This is a genomic window from Stieleria magnilauensis (assembly GCA_007753675.1).
Taxonomy (GTDB): domain Bacteria; phylum Planctomycetota; class Planctomycetia; order Pirellulales; family Pirellulaceae; genus Stieleria; species Stieleria magnilauensis.
Genome location: CP036432.1, coordinates 8,571,097 through 8,592,327, shown reverse-complemented (window position 1 = coordinate 8,592,327; position 21,231 = coordinate 8,571,097). Strand labels below are relative to the sequence as shown.

Here is a 21,231-nt window from a genome sequence, read left to right as displayed (position 1 = left end):
GGTTAACCGAGGCCTACCGATAGCAACTCCTGTTCCCAAGCATTTTGTCCCGAAACGGAGAAGCATTTCGGCTTTAGAGTGTGCCCATTCGCTCAGCCACAGCGATCACAGCACTCAAATGCCACCACGCCCGTGCCAAGTCGCACACCCAATCGTCACGCAGAAGCCAGCGTCGTGGGCTCGCCGACCAATGCGTAGCGCCGCCACGATCCGACGTTCAAGGTGTGGATCGCACGGTCCACGGTGAAACCGAGCGAGACGGGACGTCGAAGCGGGACACCGTCTACGGCAAACACGAAAAACCGACCGTCCTCTTGGGCCTCCACCGTTCTGATCTGACAGTCGACTCCTTTCTCACGCGCCAGCTTCTCAAGACGGTGGGTGTTCATATCAGAATAAGCACGCATGACTCACCTCACTCAGTCTAGGGGGCAGAGATGTCGAGCGAGGCTTATCGCGTGCAAATGTTGTTCCCTCGTCGCACCGCCCGCGCGGAGCGAAACGGGAAAGGGAAAGTAGTTCAACGGAGCCGTTTTCTTTTTCCAAATTTCGTTAAGGGCTTGCCACCGGGATCTCGCAGGAGTGGTGCAGACGTGCAATGCGGTCCTGCCATCGAGACCGGCGGCCAACCCCCTCCCACGACCAATCCCACTTCACCACAACCTTACGCGATCGTCCCACATGATGGCGAGATCACGCGAAAACACACGGGAAATGGGGGTTGATCCGACCAACCTGCCTCACCTTGGTGGGAGGCATACCACTAGACTCCGGGCCGGGAAATCCACACAGCCTAGACACACACCCCCCCCAAGAAGATGGATCAACGAGCAACAACCAGGCGACGTGTGCAACGCAGGCGCGCGACGGATCAGCGGCGACGCGTGTTTCAAAGCAGCATCGAGTCGCTTGAACCTCGGCGACTGCTGGCGGTCAATGCGGTCGGCCCGGAGAACAAGATCTTCGCACCCGCCGCGGGCAACGACGTTTATGAATTTGGCACCGCCGACTGGAGCGGAACGAACATCAACGAGTTCGCCGCCGCGGCCGGGTCCCTGGACACGCTGGACTTTCGCAACGTCACAGAAAACCTGACCTTCCGGATTCAGCCCAAGAACCGCGTGGAAGTGACCAGCGCCAGCGGCAAGAAGGCCACAGCGACCCACGTCGAGCATCTTGTGCCCGGCCCGATGGAAAACGTTTTCATCGTCGAACAGGGCGCGACACTGGACCAGGGAGCCATTCTGGGGAACGGCCGCGAGGGCTTTCCGGTTTCGCCGGACCGGATCGTGTTGGCTTACACCAGCGACTATGCCAACCCGAACAAGTTGTTTGCCAGCGGCGTGAACAAGCCGGTGACCTTGGACCTGAATGCCAGCCCGACCACGAGTTCGGCGGGCGTTCGATTTGACGTCTTGGATGGGAACATCGAAATCGTCGGTGGGCGTGGAAACGATACGCTCACCGCGCGATCGGATACCAACGAGAATGATCTGCGCGGCGGCAAGGGCAACGACCGCATCGTCGGCGGTGACCTCGTCGATGGTCTGCGTGGTGACGCCGGTGACGACACCCTACTGGGCGGCGATGGCAATGATCGGATTCCAGGACTGTTCGGTTTCGAAGCCGCGGCGCTGTTGGGCGGTGCCGGGAATGACCAAATCTTCGGAGGTCCCGGAAACGACATCGCCTCCGGTGACGACGGGGACGACGCGCTATTCGGAGATGCGGGCGATGACGAATTGTACGGCGGTCCCGGGGCCGACAAGCTCTTCGGTGACCACGATTCGTCCGATCCGGCGGCCGACTTCAGTGTCGGAAACGATACCTTGGAAGGAGGCCCCGGCGATGACAATTACTATTTCGCAGCCAACTCACCCGCCGAAGGCTGGGGCAGAGACCGAGTCGACGAGGCTGCCAGCGAAGGAAGCGACACCCTCTACTTCTCGAAAGTCACGACGGACCTAGCGATCACACTTGGCAATCCGTTGAAATTTATCCAAGTCACCACGCCGGCAGAAAATGGCCAGGTTCATGAAGTTGCAGCGAGCAACCACATCGAACGGATCATTGCCGGATCGGGGACCAACACCATCGTCGTGCTTGACGCGTTCGGTGACTCACTGGCCGTCGACGGATTCTTCAACAAGACGCTCACGATCGGCAATCCGCTGATGCCCAGCGAGGATCCGACGGCGGTGTTGGATCTGTCCCGGCTGACCAGCAAGGTCAAAATCACGCTCGCCAAACACGATTCTGGTCGCCCCGTGCACAACAACGTTACGGTCACGTTTGAGTCGGGCAAGAAGCTCTGGGTGACGAATGTTCGCAGCATCATCGGCACCCAAGCTCGCGACGAAGTCACGGTGGAACGAGACGCCCGGCTGGCTGGTGACTTCGACGGCGGAACCGGCGGCGCGAAATACCTGTATGTCCCGGACGATCCGCCGAGCAGCGAGGCAGACGGGAACTTGGATCCCCAAGACGCCGCGGCCATCGACGCGATCACCGCCGCGTTTCCCCAGTTGTTTTCGACGAATCCCTCGGGCGTGCGGTTTTCGATCGGGGCCGACGCGGGCGACTTCCCGGCCGTCGGCGGAACGGTCAACAACGTCGTTGCGGTCACCGGCGGAAGCGGCGAAGACTTTTTGTTTGCCGAGACGACTGGCAGCGATCTAAACGGTGGCGATGGCAACGATGCCGTCATCGGCGATGCCGGTGCCGACGTGCTCCACGGCGGCGATGATGATGACTATGTGTCTGGCGAAGCTGGCGACGACCAAATCCGTGGCGACTCCGGTGACGACGTGTTGCTCGGCGGCCAGGGCGACGACAGTCTCGACGGCGGAAGCGGTGATGACACGATCGTCGGCGGCGCGGGCGATGACACGTTGGCCGGCAACGGTGGCGAAGACACCTTCGAATTCGAAGACGGATTTGGCAACGACACCCTCACCACCGGCTTGCTGGATTTCCGCACCGATAAACTCGACTTCAGCCGCACGACCACTGATTTCACGTTCGAGGTGAAATCCGAACAAATCGCGGCCAGCGATCACGTGGGCAATCAGCTCCACACCGAAGGCGGATTGGGGACGGCGGTGAAGACGGTGGTCACGGGAACGGGCAACCAAACCGTCCAGATCGGCAATCGCTGGAAAGACCTGCACTTTGACACCTCAACGGAACGACAATCCGGTTCGACGCTGACCTTTGACTTTTCCGACTCGGCCATTCCGCTCAAATTCGAGCCCTTCAAAAACGAAGACGGCAGCGTCGGCATGCGGGTCAAACGAGGACAACTGCTGACCGACACGATTGAAAGTATTCTTCCCACGCAAATCGACGATTACTTTTTCGACCGGTACGCCGACTCGATCTGGATTTCCCACGTTGACGCCGACACCACGATCATCAGCGGCGTCAATGAAAACACCTACCTCCATGAGATCGATGTCGACTTCCCGGGGAACCTCGTTCTGAAAGACGGTTTCCGATACCGTCCCATCCCGCGCACCGAGTTGTCCATTCCCAACGGGCTCAACGTCGGTCACACCGTCGACATCACCAATGGAATTTACAACCTCAGCAATCTCGCCGATTTGCGTACGGGGACCGTCAATGGTCTGGATCTGCAACTGGATCCTGCCGGTACCCGACGCATCACCGGCGTCGAATACGTCGGCGGTTTCAACAAGCTGTACGGCAACAGTCAGTCGAATCGCTTCGTCCATGAGCGACCGTTGCCGGGGCTTCACATGATCGCCGGCGGAGCAGGGCCGGACACCTACAGCTTCACCAATTTCTGGGGTGCCGGTGCGATCGTTGACTATCCCGATTTGGAAATCAACGGCGAGCCAATCCCGGAATCCATCGACACGTTGGATTTCTCTCGGATGGTCGGCAGCCTGGTCGTCGACGTCTACTCCTACGATCGCGCTGTCGATGCCTTTGATGCAACTCGTGATTCGATCTCGGGTGCAAATGAACCGTTTTTCGAAGGTCCCGTCGCCCCCAATCTGAACACGAATCTTGTCGTCGTGCGTGATGTGACGCCCGACGCGGTCTTGAATCAATGGCTCGGTGACCCTGAAACGGGTCCGATCACGGACTTTTTGCGCGACAAAGCCAGCATCCTGTTCGCAATGGACATCGAGTCGTTGCAAGGACCGGAACTGGGCAACATGACGGTTCGGTTCCACGGTGACGCGACGCTCAGGGGAACCATCAATTCTGGCAACAACGGAACCGTGACCCTGGACTATTCGGATTACACCGGCGACGTGCCCGATGCGGGGCCGCCGTTGGATCCGACCGTCGATGTTCTGGCCGATGAGAAGGTCTTGGGCAGCGTTGTCGACGGCGATCGTCATCCCTTCCTCGAGGAGTTATTAAACAAGGTGCAGACCTACTCCCTTGACGGTGACATTCTTCCGCCATCCTTTGCCGCAGCGGCAACCTCATCGGGCCGTGCAAGTGGTGTCGGCGGCCATCGGCTGCAAGGTCTGACAACGGTTTTTGACGTCACCAAAGTCTTTGGATACGACAATCCGGTCTCGGGCTTCATCGAAGATTTCGGCGTCTCAGGTTTGACCAAAGTCATCGGCAGCAAGCATGGCGACAGTTTGATCAGCAACAACCTTCAAATTGAGTTCGTTGCCACCCAGGGTGACACCGTCAAGGGAGTTTTGAATCTGTTCGAAAGCGGCGTCGACAAAAATTTGACGATCGACATCGATACCCACAGCGTCACCTACCAACCGGCTGCGACGCCCGAAGACTTTTTGACGTGGGACGACGGCTTCGACGTCGTCTCCGGACAAGGCGACGACACCCTCATCGGCTCCAGCGGCGACAACGTGTTCTACTTTGCCGCCACCGATTCGGCAGGATGGGGACACGATGTCTTGCGTTCCAATGCGACGGCGTCGCAGACCGATCATGCAGTCGGACGAGACACGATCGATCTGACCCGCATTCCGCGTGACTGGACCTACGAAATCGTGACGTCGGGTGCTGACGTTGTTTTTCAGTTTACCGACGGTGGTGGGACCACGCTTCCGCACACGATCACGATCGAACCGAACCAAAAGTTTGACCTTCGGATCCGTGACCAGAACGGAACGATCGCGGCGGATCAATGGCCGATTCAGGTGTATGTTCCTACCCCAGGAAGCGTCTCTGGACCGTTGTCGTCCGTCGGCGTTTCCGGGCGGCTATCGACGGCCATCGCCAACCCGATCGGTGCGTTGCCTTCCGAGTTGGTCCATCAAGCTTTACTCGCGTTTAACGGCAAAACGCTGCGACTGGTGGACAACGACGGCGGCGAAACCTTGGTCGGCCTGACCGCCGGCCTGGCAGAGTCAAGTGACACGTCTGAAATCAGATCGGACTCCGGACAGGTTTTGCTGGTCAGCGACAATCTGCCGTTTCTGATCCGGGATCTTCCCGATGGCCAACTGTCCGACCGCAACCACTCGGGCGATGTCCTGATCGATCACACCGGAGGCGATTTTGGATGGGATGTCACCGGTTCAGCAACCGTCCAAGCCGGCCGCATGGATTTGCTTTCCGTGTTGGTTCACGAGATCGGCATGCTGTTGCAGCACACGCCGACGCAAACTGAACTGGCCCCCGGTGTGGCCAGTCGTAATGTGGGTGCCACGATCACGATCGATCCGCTGGCCAACGATCAGCCGCCATTGGTTGCCAGCGAAGCCCCTGCGACGCAACTGGATGATTCAACCGATCTGACCCCGATCATCGCCGAAGCCGTCTCGCGATGGCAAAACGTGGTCGGCGGCTACACGGTGATCGCCGGGGGCGGAGCGACGATTTCTGTCGAAACGCCGACGGTTGTCATCGGGCATCTTCCGCTCGGTGAGCTTTCGCGGACGCTTCCCGATGGCACGATCCAGATCGATCCCACGGCGGCCGGTCACGGATGGTTTGTCGATCCCAGCCCCACGACCAACGTCGTCCTGGACAGCGATCGCATCGATCTGCTGCACGTCATCATGCACGAGATGGGCAGGTCGATCGGACTGGGCAGCGATGCCAGCACAGCCGCGTTGATGCACGAAACGATTTCGCCGGGAACACGCATCGATCCGCCGACGGACCAACACGTCGTCTCGGCCGCCACCGCCGATCAAGCGAAACTGGAAATCGGGCTGGAGGCCTTTGCGGGCTGGGTCGCGGGTGCCAACAACGGCGAAAGTCTGGCCAATCGTTTCGTCGAAGCGCTCAGCCCACGCGTCTCGATTCCGTTGCTGGGATCACTGTCGGTGGCTGATGTGTTCGGCATCGATCTGGACGGAACCGCCTTTGCCAGCGACCTGCAAACGGGATTGCGAAACGACATCCTGACTCCGATCCAAAATGCATTTGCAAACGCGACGGTTGGCAACGAAGTCACCAACGTGACACTCGCCGGATTGGACCAGATTGATTTTGCCGCCGGCAACAATCCGATGTCGTTCATCGCCACCGTCGACTTGTCCACGTTTGACTTCAACCAAACGATTGCAATTAACTTTGACGAATTACGGCTGGGCGGATTGAATCCCTCCGACTTCGGTTTCAATGTCAACAGTGCTACGCCTCCGGTGCTGAACGTCAGCGCCGGCATTGATTTGACGTTTCAGTTCGGGATCGATTCGAGCGGGCAGTTCTATGTCGATTCGCCCTCGTTGGTGGCCGAACTGCAAGTTGACACCGGGCGCGACGTCGATGGGAACCTGGTGCCCTTTGACTTGGGCGTCAGCCTGGGACCGATCGGGCTGAGCATCGTCGGAGGGACGGCAGAGATCGGTGGCTGGATGATTTTGGAAACCAACGAACGTCTCTCCTACCGCGACTTGATCAACGGCACCTCGCTCGCCGGTCAATTGTTGCCCCGACTGGGAAGTGATTCGATCGTCGACATCAACTTGCCGATCCAATTGAACGGATTTCTCTCCGGACTCAACGACGACGGACTTGCGATCCAAGCCCGCGGCACGTTCGGCGAAACGGTCGGAACGTTGGACAGCCTGGTCTCGGGGATTCGCTTTGATGTGCCCGAGCTGAGCGACATTCTTCAGCTCCGCGGTGTCAGCCTGGATGCGATCCTGAATGGCATCATCGCCGGTCTGGACAAACTGGTCGACGAAGATCCCGTCAACGGCAGTTTGATCGGCCGCAAGATTCCCGGGCTGAACCAAAGTGCGATGGAATTGTTCGGTGACGGCACCGACGACTTCATCGTCGGGTTGAAGAACGCGATCGAAGGGGTGCGGGACAATGCAGGCAGCCATCTGGCCAGCGTCGCCGACGATCTGAACGACGCCGTCAGCGAATTCTTTGGAGAACCGGTCGAACCGTTCACGATCACCTATCAAGATTCAAACTTCTTGATCGATTTTGCCCTGGAGCGACTGTTGGTCGACAAGCAGTTCGATTTCTCGGTGGATCTGAATGCATTGTTCCAAGATGAAATCCAAGACTTCGTCGACAACAGCCCGCTGCTGGACGGAGTCACCGTGGACCTGGACGCTCTGGATGTGCGACTGGGCGATTCGGACGGGCAAATCAAATTGGATGTGACGGGTTCGGGCGGAATCCGATTCGGGTTCGGGTACGATTTGAGCGACGTCTTGAATCCGGTGTCGTACTTCACCGACGCGTCAGAAGTGTTTGTCTCCGCAACCGCAGGTCTTTCCCAGCCGGTGGATTTGGATGTCCGATTGGATTTGGCGGATTTGATCGGCCAGAGTGAAAACACGTCGCTGGGCACCATCGGGTTCTCGATCAAACAGGCCACCGCAGAGATTGATGTTCGGGCGTCTTACGGACTCCAAGACAACGACGAGGGGCGTCACGAAGTCGGCCAGATCAGTGCGGACGATCTAGAGATCTCCGTCGCTGGACGGGCCGATCTGTCACTGCCGGTGTATCTGGGTGACGATATTCCCGTCGGAGGCACGACCGAGGACAACGACGACAACGGCTTCGGCGACAACGTGCTGCACGTCGGTGTTTCGATGGAAAGCCAAGGCTTCAGCGGCGGCGATTTTGACTATGACCTGTCCGGCCCGGGTGTGAAGGAACTGTTCGGGCTGGGGGCAATGATCAATGATCCGCAACACCTGCTGGATGGATTGGAGCAACTGTTCGCGGGTCTAAATTCCGATCTGGATGCAAAATTCGCCGAACTCGGGCTGCCACTGGCCGGCGATGCACTCAAAGATGCCGCGTCGTTTGTCGCCGCGCTCGAAGACGACTTGTTGGGAATCAAGCAAGGCGTGCCCAACGCCGGCGGATTCTACTACTACGGCGATGCCGGCTATGACGCACGATTGGGGGCGGCGTTGGAATCGGCAATCGCGAACGACGAAACAGTCCTGGATTTGGTTCGTGCGGAGCTGTTCAAATTGGTCAGCAAGCTGGGGGACGGCGCGCTGATGGTGCCGGACTTGGATTCGAAAGGACGTTTGCAGTTCGACGGCGAAGGACGGCTGCTGCTCAAGCACATCCAAACGCCTGAAGACATCGGCCTGACGATCCGAGACGACGCCGTCCAATTCAATCTTGTCCTTTCGGGAAAAGTGTTTGAAGACATCACGGTGCCGCTGACCTTCGATGCCAGCGTGCCCGGTCTGGGGCTCCGCTCGGAAGACGACAGCGCGATCACCATCCAGATGGATTACGTGTTCGGGTTCGGGTTTGGCCTTTCCAGCGGCGATTGGTTTTACGTCGACACCAACGGCGTGACCGATAGCGGCGCGGAGTTCTCTCTCGAACTTTCGGCAACACTCGCCCCCGGAGCATCACTGACCGGTGAACTCGGTTTCTTGCAAGTTCAAATCGACGAAATCGATGACGCCGATGGTTCCAGCGGTTTGAGAGGTCGATTCGAAATCGACCTGCAGGACGGAGACGGCAACGGACGATGGGCGCCCCTGAAACTGGAAAGTCTTGGCATTCAAGGCCGCTTGGTCGCCGATGCAAACGTCGATCTAGACGCGACCGTGCAATTGCCCGAAGCCAACGGATTGCAATTGCCGAATCTGACGACGACGTTGCATTACGACCAATTGTTCGCCGAAATCGAATTCGGAACCGGCGGATCCTCGGCAACGTTTGGCGGCTCGCCGATCATTGAATTCGCCGACGTGAAATTGGACTTGGGTGAATTCATCACCGGCTTCGTCGGGCCGGTCATTTCCGAAGTGGCTCGGGTGACCGAACCGCTCGAGCCGATCATGTCGGTGTTGACTGATGACATCCCGTTGCTGAAAAGTTTGGGCGCCTCCCAAACCTCGTTGCTCGACATCGCGAAAGTCGTTTTGGGACCGACGAAGTTTGCTCCGGTCGCCAAGGGCGTCGAGGCGATTGCGGCGGTCGTCGAATTGGTCGACAGCGTCGAGGCCTTTCTCAACGACTCCCAGGGTGAGTCATTGATCATTGATTTCGGCAGTTTCAAAATCGGTGATGAAGTCCGATCACCCGGCGGTAGCGGCACACCGTCAACCGATCGCGCCAAAGACACGACATCGCAACTGGACCAGTCGACGAACCCCAAGACCAAACGGGTGACCGAAAAGATCGGCACCACCAAGGGGTCGATTGAGTTTCCGCTGCTGACCGATCCCTTTGCCGCGTTCGGGTTGCTGCTGGGCAAAGACGTCGATTTATTCAAGTACGAGATGCCGGGTTTGAACCTGAACTTCCAGTACGGCAAATCGTTTCCAATCTTCGCCGGCCTCAACGCACGCTTGGGCGGTCGGGTTCAGGCGGACACCGATTTCATCTTCGGTTTTGACACCTCGGGCATTCGCCAGTGGAAAGAAGAAGGCAACTATGCGATCACGGAAGCCGAAACGATCTTTCAAGGGTTTTATGTCGACGATCAGGTCACGTTCAACGGCGACGGTTCCATTCGTTCGGATTTGCCGGAAGTCACACTCAGCTCCACGATCACTGCCGGAGCGTCGGTCGGTATCGCGGGATTGATTGAGGCTGGGGTCGAAGGCGGAATACGCGCAGATGTCGGTTTTGACTTGAATGACGTTCCCGATCCAGCGATCGCGGGAGTCGACGTCTACGACGGAAAACTGCGATTCAGCGAGTTGGATCAACGACTCGACCAAGGGGTTCAATGTCTGTTCGACACCACGGGACGGCTCTCGACGTTCTTGGATGCCTTCTTTTGGGTCGGACTGGATTTGGGGATTTTTGGCAAAGTCACGGTGTTCGAAGCACGCAAGACGTTCTTCAGCGCCGTGCTTGCGGAGTTCAATTTCAGCTGCCCCAATCCCAATGCCACGATCGCTTCGCAGACCGATGAGGTGGTCACGCTGAAGTACGAACCCGGTCCCGGAGAACCGGTCGATCCCAATCGGGGCGAAAAGTATCTGGTCGAACAAAAGATGGTCGACGCCACACCCGGTGATCCGACCGACAACACACAACACTTGCGGATCGTTGTTCGCTCACGTGGTAATCGCGAAGAATTTGACCCTGCCACGGTGTCGAAACTCTTCATCGCCGGTACACCCAACGATGACGAATACATCATCTCGGCCGATGTCACCGCGGCGATCGAGATTCACGGCGGCGCAGGCAACGACACGATCGAAGTTCATTCGTCGTTGGGCGCCAGCCGAACGCTGTTCGGCGGTGCCGGACACGACACGATCATCGGCTCGGACGAAGCCGATCTGATTGACGGCGGTGCCGGCGACGACGTTCTGGGCGGCATGGGCGGCGACGATTCGATCAGCGGCGGCAGCGGAAACGACTTGATCGGTGGCGGCGAAGGCGATGACACCCTCGATGGCGGCAGTGGCGATGATGCGATCACCGGTGACGGCGGTGAAGATTTCATCGTCGGTGGCGAGGGCGAAGACCGCATCGACGGTGGGGACGGAAACGACGAGATCTATGGCGATGTGATCTCGATTGCCGGCGACGGTACCACCACCGTTGAACCAGCCGGTGAACAAGATTTTCTGCTCGGCGGTCGCGGCGACGACGTGATTTGGGGCCAGGGCGGCCCGGATACCATCACCGGTGGCCCTGACGTCGATACGCTCCGCGGCAATCACGGCGAAGATACGTTCGAATGGATGGTCGGCGACGGTACCGATGCATTGATCCTCGGCGGCCAGTCGACCAAAACGGTGGACGGCGAAATCGTCGAAGACCTCGATACGATCCGGCTGATTTCCATCGAAGATCGAATCGACGATACCGTCACCATCGCTCCGTCGTTGGCGAATCCGGTAGACGTCATGCTGTCGTATCAGTCGGAGCTTTTGCCGGATCAATTCCAAACCGACACGTTTCTGCTGCAACAATTCCAACGAGTGATCATCCGCCTGGAAGCTGGCGCCGATTCGGTGACGCTTGATGATGTGACCTCGACCACCCTGCAGAACGTCGACGTCGACTTCGGTACGGGCGAGATTCTGGAATTCGTCCCGGTGACCGAACCACTCAAGACGGGGGAAACGCTGATCGAGGATGGATCGAATCTTGCACAGATCTTTTCCCTTGACGATCCCTTCGACGCCGACACCACAACCGCGACAAGCTTTTATCGTCGGACCTTCGAGGGTGGATCGTACGATTTCGAAGCGGACGGCACGCCAACGTTGACCGAACAGACACTTCCCGATGGCCAGGTCGCCTTGGTCCAATCGCACAGCGGCGGCACCGCGGTGCTGTCCAATGGCGAGCCGATTTTCGTGACCTTTGAAACCAGGGCGAAAATCGATTATCGCCAGGTGCGCCGGGTCTTCGATGCGTCGCAAACGCTCGACGAAGGTATGTCGACAGACGCCACCACCGAGCCATTCCGTCGCCAGCAGCTATCCGCAGGGGCAAGTTACCGATACGACGCCGGCGGCGCCCCGATCCTGGGAAGTTTGACCGAAGACAGCACGCTCATCTTCTTCCAAGAGATCGATGGCGACGGAGTCGTCGACGAGGCGGGCCAACCGGTCTGGGAAATGGACTCGGAATCGATCCCGGCGTTGTTTGAACTTCGCAACGTCGAACGGTCGCGCCAGCGATCCATTCCCGTCTTCGACCCAGACGGAAATCCGCTTCTGGATAGCCAGGGCAACGCGATCGAAGAGGTCTTCATCACGCCGGAGTATGGCATCGACTTCGACACCGATACACTGCGACTGCGAGGCACTGCGGGCGAAGATTCAATCACCGTTCGCAGCGATGACCAAACGATTTCCGGCTCGATCGAAAACAGCATTCAGTTTTCGATCAGCAACGCCAGCGTCGAACGCGGCGATCAGTTGATCATCGAAACGTTTGCCGGTGACGACAAAATCGACGCCGGCGACATCTCCGCCTCGCTTGTCGAACTTTCCATGTTCGCCGGTGACGGTCACGACGTCTTGATCGGGACTCCCTTCGTTGACACGCTTGACGGCGGCTTGGGAGACGACCTGTACACCGGCGGACGCGGCGTCGACGTGTTCCTCGATGCCGGGGGTGCAAACACGCTGTTTGAATCACGCGACGCCAACTTCATACTCAGTGACGCTTCGTTGACGATCGCCGAATTGGCGCCGAGCGTTGTCGGAGAAACCCAACGCGGTGTCGTTTTGGAAGAAACCGAACCGATGGCGATCTTCTCATCGGTCTCCTTGTTCGGATTTGATCTCGTCAGCGGCAATGAACCCACCGACGTCAATCGCTTCGTCGTGGACGGATTCAGCGGCGACGCGACGTTCGACGGGGGAATCGGAAGCGACATCTATGAGATCTCGCTGAATGTGACGGTCGCCGGCACCAGCGATTCGATCTTGCGGATCGAAGACACCGGTGCGAGTGGACTGGACGAGTTGACGGTCGTCGGAACACACGACGACGACGTCTTACGACTGGGCGGCGGAGCGATCCAACGTTACCTGCCACAACAAGGCGATTCGCTGGATTCGTTGTTCGCAGTGCTGACGCAGTTCACGACGGACTTGGTCGTCCGCAGCCCTCAACTGGCGACACTTTATCGGCAAGAGGTTCAGTACTTCACGACGGAGTTGGTCACGCTGCGTGGCCTCGCGGGCGATGACCTGTTCATCACCGACGACACCGCAACGGAGATGTCGATTTACGGGGACGACGGCAGTGACCGTTTCTTCATCGGAAACATCCTGTCGACGAAAACCTTCAACCATCCGACGCTGGGCGTGATCGACGTCGTCGACCAGATCACCGACGGTGTGTCGTTCCCCACCAGCTTTTATGGCGGCAGCGGCAACGACTACTTCGAAGTCAACCACAACCTTGCCGAGATTTCATTGTTCGGAGAAGCCGGTGATGACATCTTTTTCATTCAAGCACATCTGACGACCAACGAAGCCGGTGACGAGGGCCAACCGCTGTCGCTCAACACCGTCAATGTGATTTCCGCCGCCGGTGAGAATGACACGCTTTCCTACGTTCGTAATGCACAAGTCAACGTCGACGGAGGCGACGGGATCGACACGCTGGTCATCTTGGGCACACAGGTCGACGACGAGTTCATCGTCTTTACCGAAGAAATCGACGGCGAACCGGTTCAGCGGATCTTCGGCGCCGGACTGGTCGTCCCCGAAATTAAAAACGTCGAACGGTTGATCATCCTGACCGGCGCCGGCGACGACAGGATCTACGTGTATGGCACGCTGGCTGAACTGGAAATCCAGATCAACACGGGTAGCGGCGACGATCAAGTGTTCCTCGGTGGTGGCCAACGAGGTTTGGATATCCTGATTCCCGAATCCACATACACGCGGATCAATCGTATCCCGCAGCCGGACATCATCACGACCGAGTCTTACCTGATTCGGCCGGCCTATTCCTACAGCAAGATCATCGGTTACGGCATTCCCCTGTTCAAACTGTTTCCGATCTATACGCGAGTCTATGTGTCCGCCCGCTATGGCACCCGGACCATTCGGACCCCGCAAGCTGACCTACTGGTGCCCGAACAGATCACCGTTCCGGCGTATTCGGAAACGATCACCATGCCCGAGGCACGGCACTTGGGACGTCTCGACGGGCCGGTGATTGTCGATGGGAATCGATTCGCCGGCGGCGATCAATTGATCATCGACAACACCCTGTCCCACCTCGACGGAGACAACGATGGCCAAGTCGACGGCAGCGGTCTCGGCGTGCTGCAACGCAAGGTGATCGAGACCCGATCGCTGACGACCAACCTGGCCATTTTGGAACCGATTGTGCCCGTCGGAATCTCTGCTGCGTTGTTGGAAAACGCAGTCAGCAACAAGATCCGCGATTTACATCGGATTCGACAAACCGGTCTGATCGACCAGATGCTGGCCAACCCCGGTCTAGAAACATCACTCCGTTTTCTACCGGGCGTTGCCATTCAAGAATTCGCATCCCTGGCGGAGTTCCAGTCGTTTGCGACGAACCATCCGTTCGATGTGGTGGTCACCGATGGCGTGGTCTCGATCGCCGAAGATGCGATGTTGTCGTCGAGCATCGGCGTGATGATTGAAGTCGACTACGCGGTCGATGGCGACGTGGAAGAAATCCGGCTGTTCACCACCAGCGGATTTGATCTGAATCTGCCCAACGCGTTTGTCACGGGGTTCTTGTTGGAGGATGAAACGGAGTTCGACGCGATCGACGGATTGGCATCGGCGTTCGGAGTTTACTACACCGGAATCGCCAGTTTGGAATTGCGGCTGGGTGCATCACAAGACAACCTGCTGATTCGCGATACAGCAGAAGGCGTCAGCAACACGTTGACCGACTCCGGTGGCACGAATCAGTTCACCGTTCACGCGACAAGCGGTCCGGTCGATTTCTCCACGAGCGGCGGCGTGAATTTGTGGACGATCGGAAAGGAAGGCCAACGGGCGGACATCACCGAAGCCTTCACCATCCAAGCGACAGGCGTCGACGACGAAGTCTTCTTTGACGCCGCGCTGTCCGCATTGCCATCGGACGTCAGGATCGAGTCCGATCGTGTCAGCGGTCTCGATGCAGACGGAGTCCGATACGACAGCTCAGTCGAGCGTGTTCGCGTCCACACCGGATCGCCGGCTGACCACGTTCAATTGTCGGTCGGAGCCGTGCCGAACACCATCGATCTTTCGACACAACAGTATTTCGTCGAGGGAGGTGGGGGCGACAATCAACTGACGATCGATGTCGACGGTGCGTTCGTCGCCGACAACGAAGCTTACAAATGGATCGAAGCGAATGGTTTTGCCATCGAAGTCAACCAAACGAACGTTCCGGTCGAAGCACGGCACCCGTGGTTGATTACCGGATCGGGTGTCTCTGCCGTCCCGATCACTCAAACGATTCGCCCTTCGAGACGACTGATTGCGTCGTCCTCGGCAACGTCGATGACCTTGGTGACTCCGGCGTCCCAGGTCTACGTTCCTCAAACACCGGATTATTGGGGCGAAACCACTGTTCGATTCACGGGCGACACCGCCGAAACCACCGTCGGCACGCCGGGACTGACCAACATTCCCTGGTTCCCTAGCTCGCTGTCCGACATCGATTCTCCATTGATCATCGATTCCGGCAGTCTGCCGGCAACGGTGCTCTTGGACGACCGACACGATGACGCACGGTCGACGAAAGTGGGTTGGTTCAGCGGTGACACATTCCGCGGTTTCGGCGGTTCCAACGTCACGATTCGCAGCGCCGCTGGGGCCCCCTCGCCTGCAGTGACGTTCCTGGGGGCGGACAAAATCGATTACGACCTGATCATTGACGCTCCTCTTCTGGCTTCATCGATCCAGTTGGGACAGGGTCGCGACAACGTCCGACTGACCGACCCCAACGAGTTGTTGCAGCTTTTCCTGGGCGACGGAGACGATCGACTCGTTGCCGACCGAGTCAATGCTTCGATCACCGTCGAGGGCGGACGGGGCCGCGATCAGTTCGTGTTGGATCAAAGCGAACTGGACGTCGCCATCACCGACGGGTCGTTCGATGTTGATGCCGGACAGGTCGTTGTCGGCTGGGGACAACTCGCCGGTGGGTGGACATCGCAAGTGAGATTGGCTGACTTTGAAGATTACGAAGGCCGCTTGGGAACAGGGGATGATGTGTTTCACTTTGCGTCGGGATTGGACGCGCCCGTTCGATTTGGCGGCGGCGAAGGAAACGACGAGTTCCGAATCACGTCGTCGCATCCGACCGGGCTGCAGTTGTTCGGTGACGCTGGCAATGACGTGGTGTCGGTGGGGATGAATCCCTTGCCCACGGCCGACTTATTTGACGATGTTTGGTTCGGTGTCGAGACCGTGGCACTGGATGACCAAACCAGCTCACAACCGACCGCTTGGGTGCGCCACAGCGACGGCAGCGTCTCGGCGCGGCGGATGGACACAACCGATCCGGCCGTCACGGTGTTCCACGCTGATCCAGACACACGGATTCGAATTTCTGGAGGCGCAGCGGCGGACACACTCGCGGTCGAAGCGGCTGATTCGGCGGCCGCCCCCGACGGTCGGTTGCTGGGACCGACGATCGATCTGAATCCGGTCTCGTTGCTGATCGGTGACTCGGCCCGAATGGTTTATCCCTCGGTCGGTCAGCGCATCGGGTTCGATTCGCTGGTGTCCGACGTGACGCAATACACCGAGGGCGGATTGCAGTTTTCGGCGTCCGGAACAAGTCCGACCCTTGGCGCAGCGGTTGGAATGGGCAATGCCGCGCTGGTCGAAAACGTCACCATCACCAACCCGACCGACGGGATGGGTTTCGGAGTGTTCGCCGTCGATGTCTGGCAAACCGATCACGAACAATTGATCCGCTGGGCGGGATTGACGATCGACTCGTCGTTGGTTGTTTCCGAGATGCGAATTCCGGCGGGCCAAGGGTTCGTTCGCAAGTCGCTGCCGTCAAGCTTCTCCGGACTCAAGTCGCTGGAATTGCAATCCGACGGCGTAACGATGGACAACCTGCAATACGCCATCGTCCCTGAGTCGTACGCGCTGCCGATCACGCCGATGCTGACCCCGATCGCGAGCTCCCGGCAGGTCGACATCGACACCGCGGCGTTAACGCTGGCGGGATCGTCCAGTATTTTCAATCGAACGAGGTTCTACGCCGAACACATTGCCGACGGCACGATCGCCCAGTTTCGTTTCGCGGGCGACTTGTACCTGCCCGACAATTCGGTCGTCCGCGTCGTCGGCAGTCGCGCCCGAGGCGTTTCGTTCTACGTCGCCGGAGACATTTATATCGGCGACAACGTGGTCTTCGAATTCGCCGCGACGGAGGATTCCCCGGGCCCGGGTGGCGGAACGCGAGGCGAGGCAGGCAGCAGCGGGTTCGGCGGCGAAGGTGGCTTTGGCGGTGAAAACGGGTACGGCGGCGGTGGCGGCTTCGGTGCTTTATTTGATGATTTCACGCCGGGCGAAGAAGGCGAATTTGGGAAAATCGCCTTCGCCGGTGACCCCGGATTCCAGGGAACCGCCGGCGAACCAGGTGAATCGGGGCAAGCGGGAATCAACGGCGGCAATCCCGGACTGTTCGGCGCCGGTGGCCGAGATGGGTTCGGAGGCGGAGAAGGAATCGCCGGTACGGAAGGTGATGGCGGGGAAGGCGGAGATTCGGTCGAGGTCGAGGGGAGCGACGGACGGAATGCGTTCGATGGCCGGAACGGTTTCCATGGCACCGCTGGCGAAGCCGGACTCAATGGAGAGAACGGTGTGGCAGGTGTCGACGCAACTCTCGCCCGAACCGTCCCACTGGATGCTTTGATCATCACCGGCGGTGGTGGCGGAGCCGGCGGCGGAGGAGGCGGGGGAGCGGGTGGCGGAGGCGGTGGTGGAGGCGGTGGCGCTGGCGGCGGCGGTGGCGGCGGTGGAGCCGTCGGCGGCTTCCTCGATGACGAAGGCGAAATCGAATACCCCTATAACGAAGGTGGCGAAGGCGGATATGGAGGCGACGGTGGTTTCGGCGGTGACGGCGGCGAGGGCACTGAGGGAGGCTACGGTGGCGACGGCGGAAATGGCGGCGGGGCGTTGGAGATCATTGCCGCCGGCCGTGTGGTCTTCGCCCCCGATCACGATGCCAATCAGCTCGGAACATCCGTCTCGATCGCCGGCAGTGATGGCACGCCCGGTGAGTTGGCCGATGCGATTCAAGTCGGCTATCTCGGCGAAGTCGGATATTCGGGTGATGAAGGCTTCGAAGGCAATTACGAAGACGACAGCATCCCATTCTTGCCCGGCAACGGTGGCGATGGCGGCAACGGAGGCGATGGTGGGAAAGGCGGCAACGGCGGCAAGGGCGGCGACGGCGGGGCAGGCTCCGGTGGAGCCGCCGGAAGCGTCAAATGGTTTGCTTCGTCGCTGAACCTGACCGCCGATGTCTTGATCGATGCCAGCGGCGGACTCAACGGCCGCGGTGTCCCGTCCGACCACGGACGAATCTTGATCGGCAGCAACACCGCCGTCGTCGATCCGGTCTTGGTCAGCGGCAATGGCACCATCAGCCGCTTCGACGGCACCGCCCAGCCCGGTCTGATCTCGCGCAGCAATCCCTTCGTCCAGGGCAGCCCGTTGACTCCTCGCATTCCCGATGTGCTCGGTGGTGCCGAGGCATTCGGGTTGTTGACTGAGTTCAACGCAGACGACTTTGACGCCTTCCGTGATCTCGCCGGCACCGATGCCATCGTCGGAATTCTGCGGCTGGACCAGTTGGATACCGACCGCGATGAAACGACAAACGAAGATTTCGTCGGCTACGATGTCTTGGTGGTCGCCAACCTGACGCATCAATACTTGGCCGATCCGAGATTGATCGTCAACGGAGGAGCCGGCGCGACGACCGTGCCGTTAGCCCTCGGCGGACGGCAGATCGATCCGGCCTTCGGTGGTGCCGCTGGAACCGGCCCCGGTGGGGCGCATGTTCTCAACGCGTTGCCCGCCCGCAGCGTCTGGATCACCTTGGTCCCCGAAGGCGACGTCGACCTGACCGCTTCGGTCGCAGGGGCAAGCAACGTCGTCGACAACCAGATCCTTGCCGCCGGTCAAATGGCGACCCTGTCCGGCGACGTCCTGCGCGTCAATGACGTCACCGATCAGTTCGATGCGATCGCACTCAGCCCCAACGGCGACACGTTGTATGCGGTCAGCGCTGCAGACGACTCGCTGTTCGTGATCGATGCCGTTGACGGGACGCTTCGTCAATCTCTCCGCGACGGCGTCAACGGCATCAACATTTTGGGCGGTGCATCGGATGTCTTGATCAGTCCAGACGGCCAGAACCTCTATGTCACGGCTGCAGACGAGGGTCGAGTGGCCATCTTAAATCGAGACACCGCCTCGGGACAGGTCACACTCGTCGGCTCGATCGCGGTGTCGGTGTCACTTGACGACCCGATCTTCGAAATTTCCGGCGACGGTGAAACGATTATCGTCGGCAGCGGGTCGTTTGTCACACTGTCGCGGGCTGCCGATGGATCCCTGACGACCGTCATTGAAACGACGCCCTTGGGTTCCGAAACCGCGGCCGCCTTCGTCACCGACTCGACCGATTCAGAGTCAAGGGTCTTGACCACCGATTCCACCGGGACGCTGCGGGTCAGTCGCCTGACCGTTCCGGTGATCACCGATCTTGATGTGACGGTCCAGATCGACAATGCGGACATGGATGAGCTGGACGTATTCCTGATCGCGCCGAATGGTCGATCGGTGCGACTGTTCGATGACGTCGGTGGTTCCCGTGATTCCAGGACGGTAACGCTGAGCGACCAGGCCTCGCGTTCGATTCTGGCCTACACCGGCAGCGGGACCTACCGCCCCGAACAGTCGCTGTCTGTCTTGAATGGCTTGACGCTCGACGGCAATTGGCGATTAATCGTCACCGACGATGACAACTCCGCCGATTTTTCCCGGACGTTTTTCCGGTCATGGAGTCTGCGCGCGACCACCCAATTCGGCCGGGTGTTCGTGGCTTCGGAAAATCCCAACCTGACGATCGGCAGCGGGTTCACGTTCGCCGGAACCGTCTATTCAGATGTCTCGTTTAGCTCAGGCGTGGACCTTCAGTACCTGACCGAGTTGGCCGTCGCGACCTCAGCCGGCGTGACCGATCTGGCGGTCACCGCATCCGCCACCGGACAGTTTATCTACACCGCGTCCCCGGTCGCTGATGAAGTCCGCGTGTATCGCCGCGACGAAACATCCGGTCAGATTCAAGCCGTACAAACGATTCGCGACGGCGACGCGGGCGCTGGTGGTCTGCTCGATGTTGACCAGATCGAACTATCGACTGATGCCTCCGTCGCGGTCTTGACCAGTCGTGATCAGAATACGATCGCTACCTACGCGATCGATCCAGCGACCGGCGAACTGTCGATGCTTCATGCCGTGACCGTCGAAATGGCCGGCGATGACGTTTCCATCGGAACATCGGACCTGGCGGTCAGCGAAAGCGACCTGTATTTGGCAACCCACTCGGGAATCCGTCGCACCGGTTTCGATTCGACCTCGACACAAACGGCCGGGTTTCAAACGGAATTTGAAAACATCGAATCGATTTCGATCGCCGCGGTCGGTGACAGTTTCACCGTCGACACGCTGCCGCCCGCTCCCGCCGGCTTGGCTTGGGACGTGATTCGCCAGACCGAACAGGTGCGATTGGAACTGGTGGACATGGTGGACGTGATGTCTCGTTCGCTCGGCACCGGGGCGCAGCGATCGACAGTGAATCAACTTGAATTGATCTTTGACGGTGCCGTCGACATCGACGCAGACGCGTTCCTGGTGCAACGACGTGGTGATCAGCCCGTCGCGGTCGACACCAGTCATACCGTCGTGACGGACTTGGATGGCAATACGGTTGTCACGCTCTCCTTTAGCGGCGATTCCACGCGATCCGGAGGGGCGCTGGTCGATGGGAACTATCAATTGACCGTCGATCCTTCCAAGGTTCGCCGCGCCGGCACGTCGGCCGAGTTTGACGGCGATGGTGACGGCGTCGCCGGAGGCGCATTACAGTTCGGTGCGACAGAAGCAGACAGCTTTTTCGCACTCTACGGCGACACCGATGGCGACCGAGACGTCGACGGCCAAGATTATGGACGATTCGGACTTGCATTCCTGACCAGCGAGGGCCAGCCCGGTTACAACGAAGCCTTGGACAGCGACGGTGACGGCGACATCGACGGCCAAGACTACGGCCGCTTCGGGCAACGGTTCCTACGATCGCTACCGTTCTGAAAAGATGAACTCG

2 protein-coding genes are annotated in these 21,231 nt (G+C 59.2%); one reads left to right on the top strand and one right to left on the bottom strand.

Annotation, left to right across the window (positions count from 1 at the left end):
* Positions 1-155: 155 nt before the first annotated feature.
* Positions 156-407, bottom strand: a complete 252-nt coding sequence (locus tag TBK1r_RS30835) for a hypothetical protein (protein ID WP_145219140.1) — start codon at positions 405-407, stop codon at positions 156-158.
* Positions 408-818: 411 nt separating this feature from the next.
* Here TBK1r_RS30835 and TBK1r_RS39245 point away from each other — a divergent pair, with 411 nt between their 5' ends.
* Positions 819-21,218 (top strand): beta-propeller fold lactonase family protein, encoded by a 20,400-nt coding sequence (locus TBK1r_RS39245; RefSeq protein ID WP_419580565.1) that lies wholly within the window; start codon positions 819-821, stop codon positions 21,216-21,218.
* Positions 21,219-21,231 lie beyond the last annotated feature (13 nt).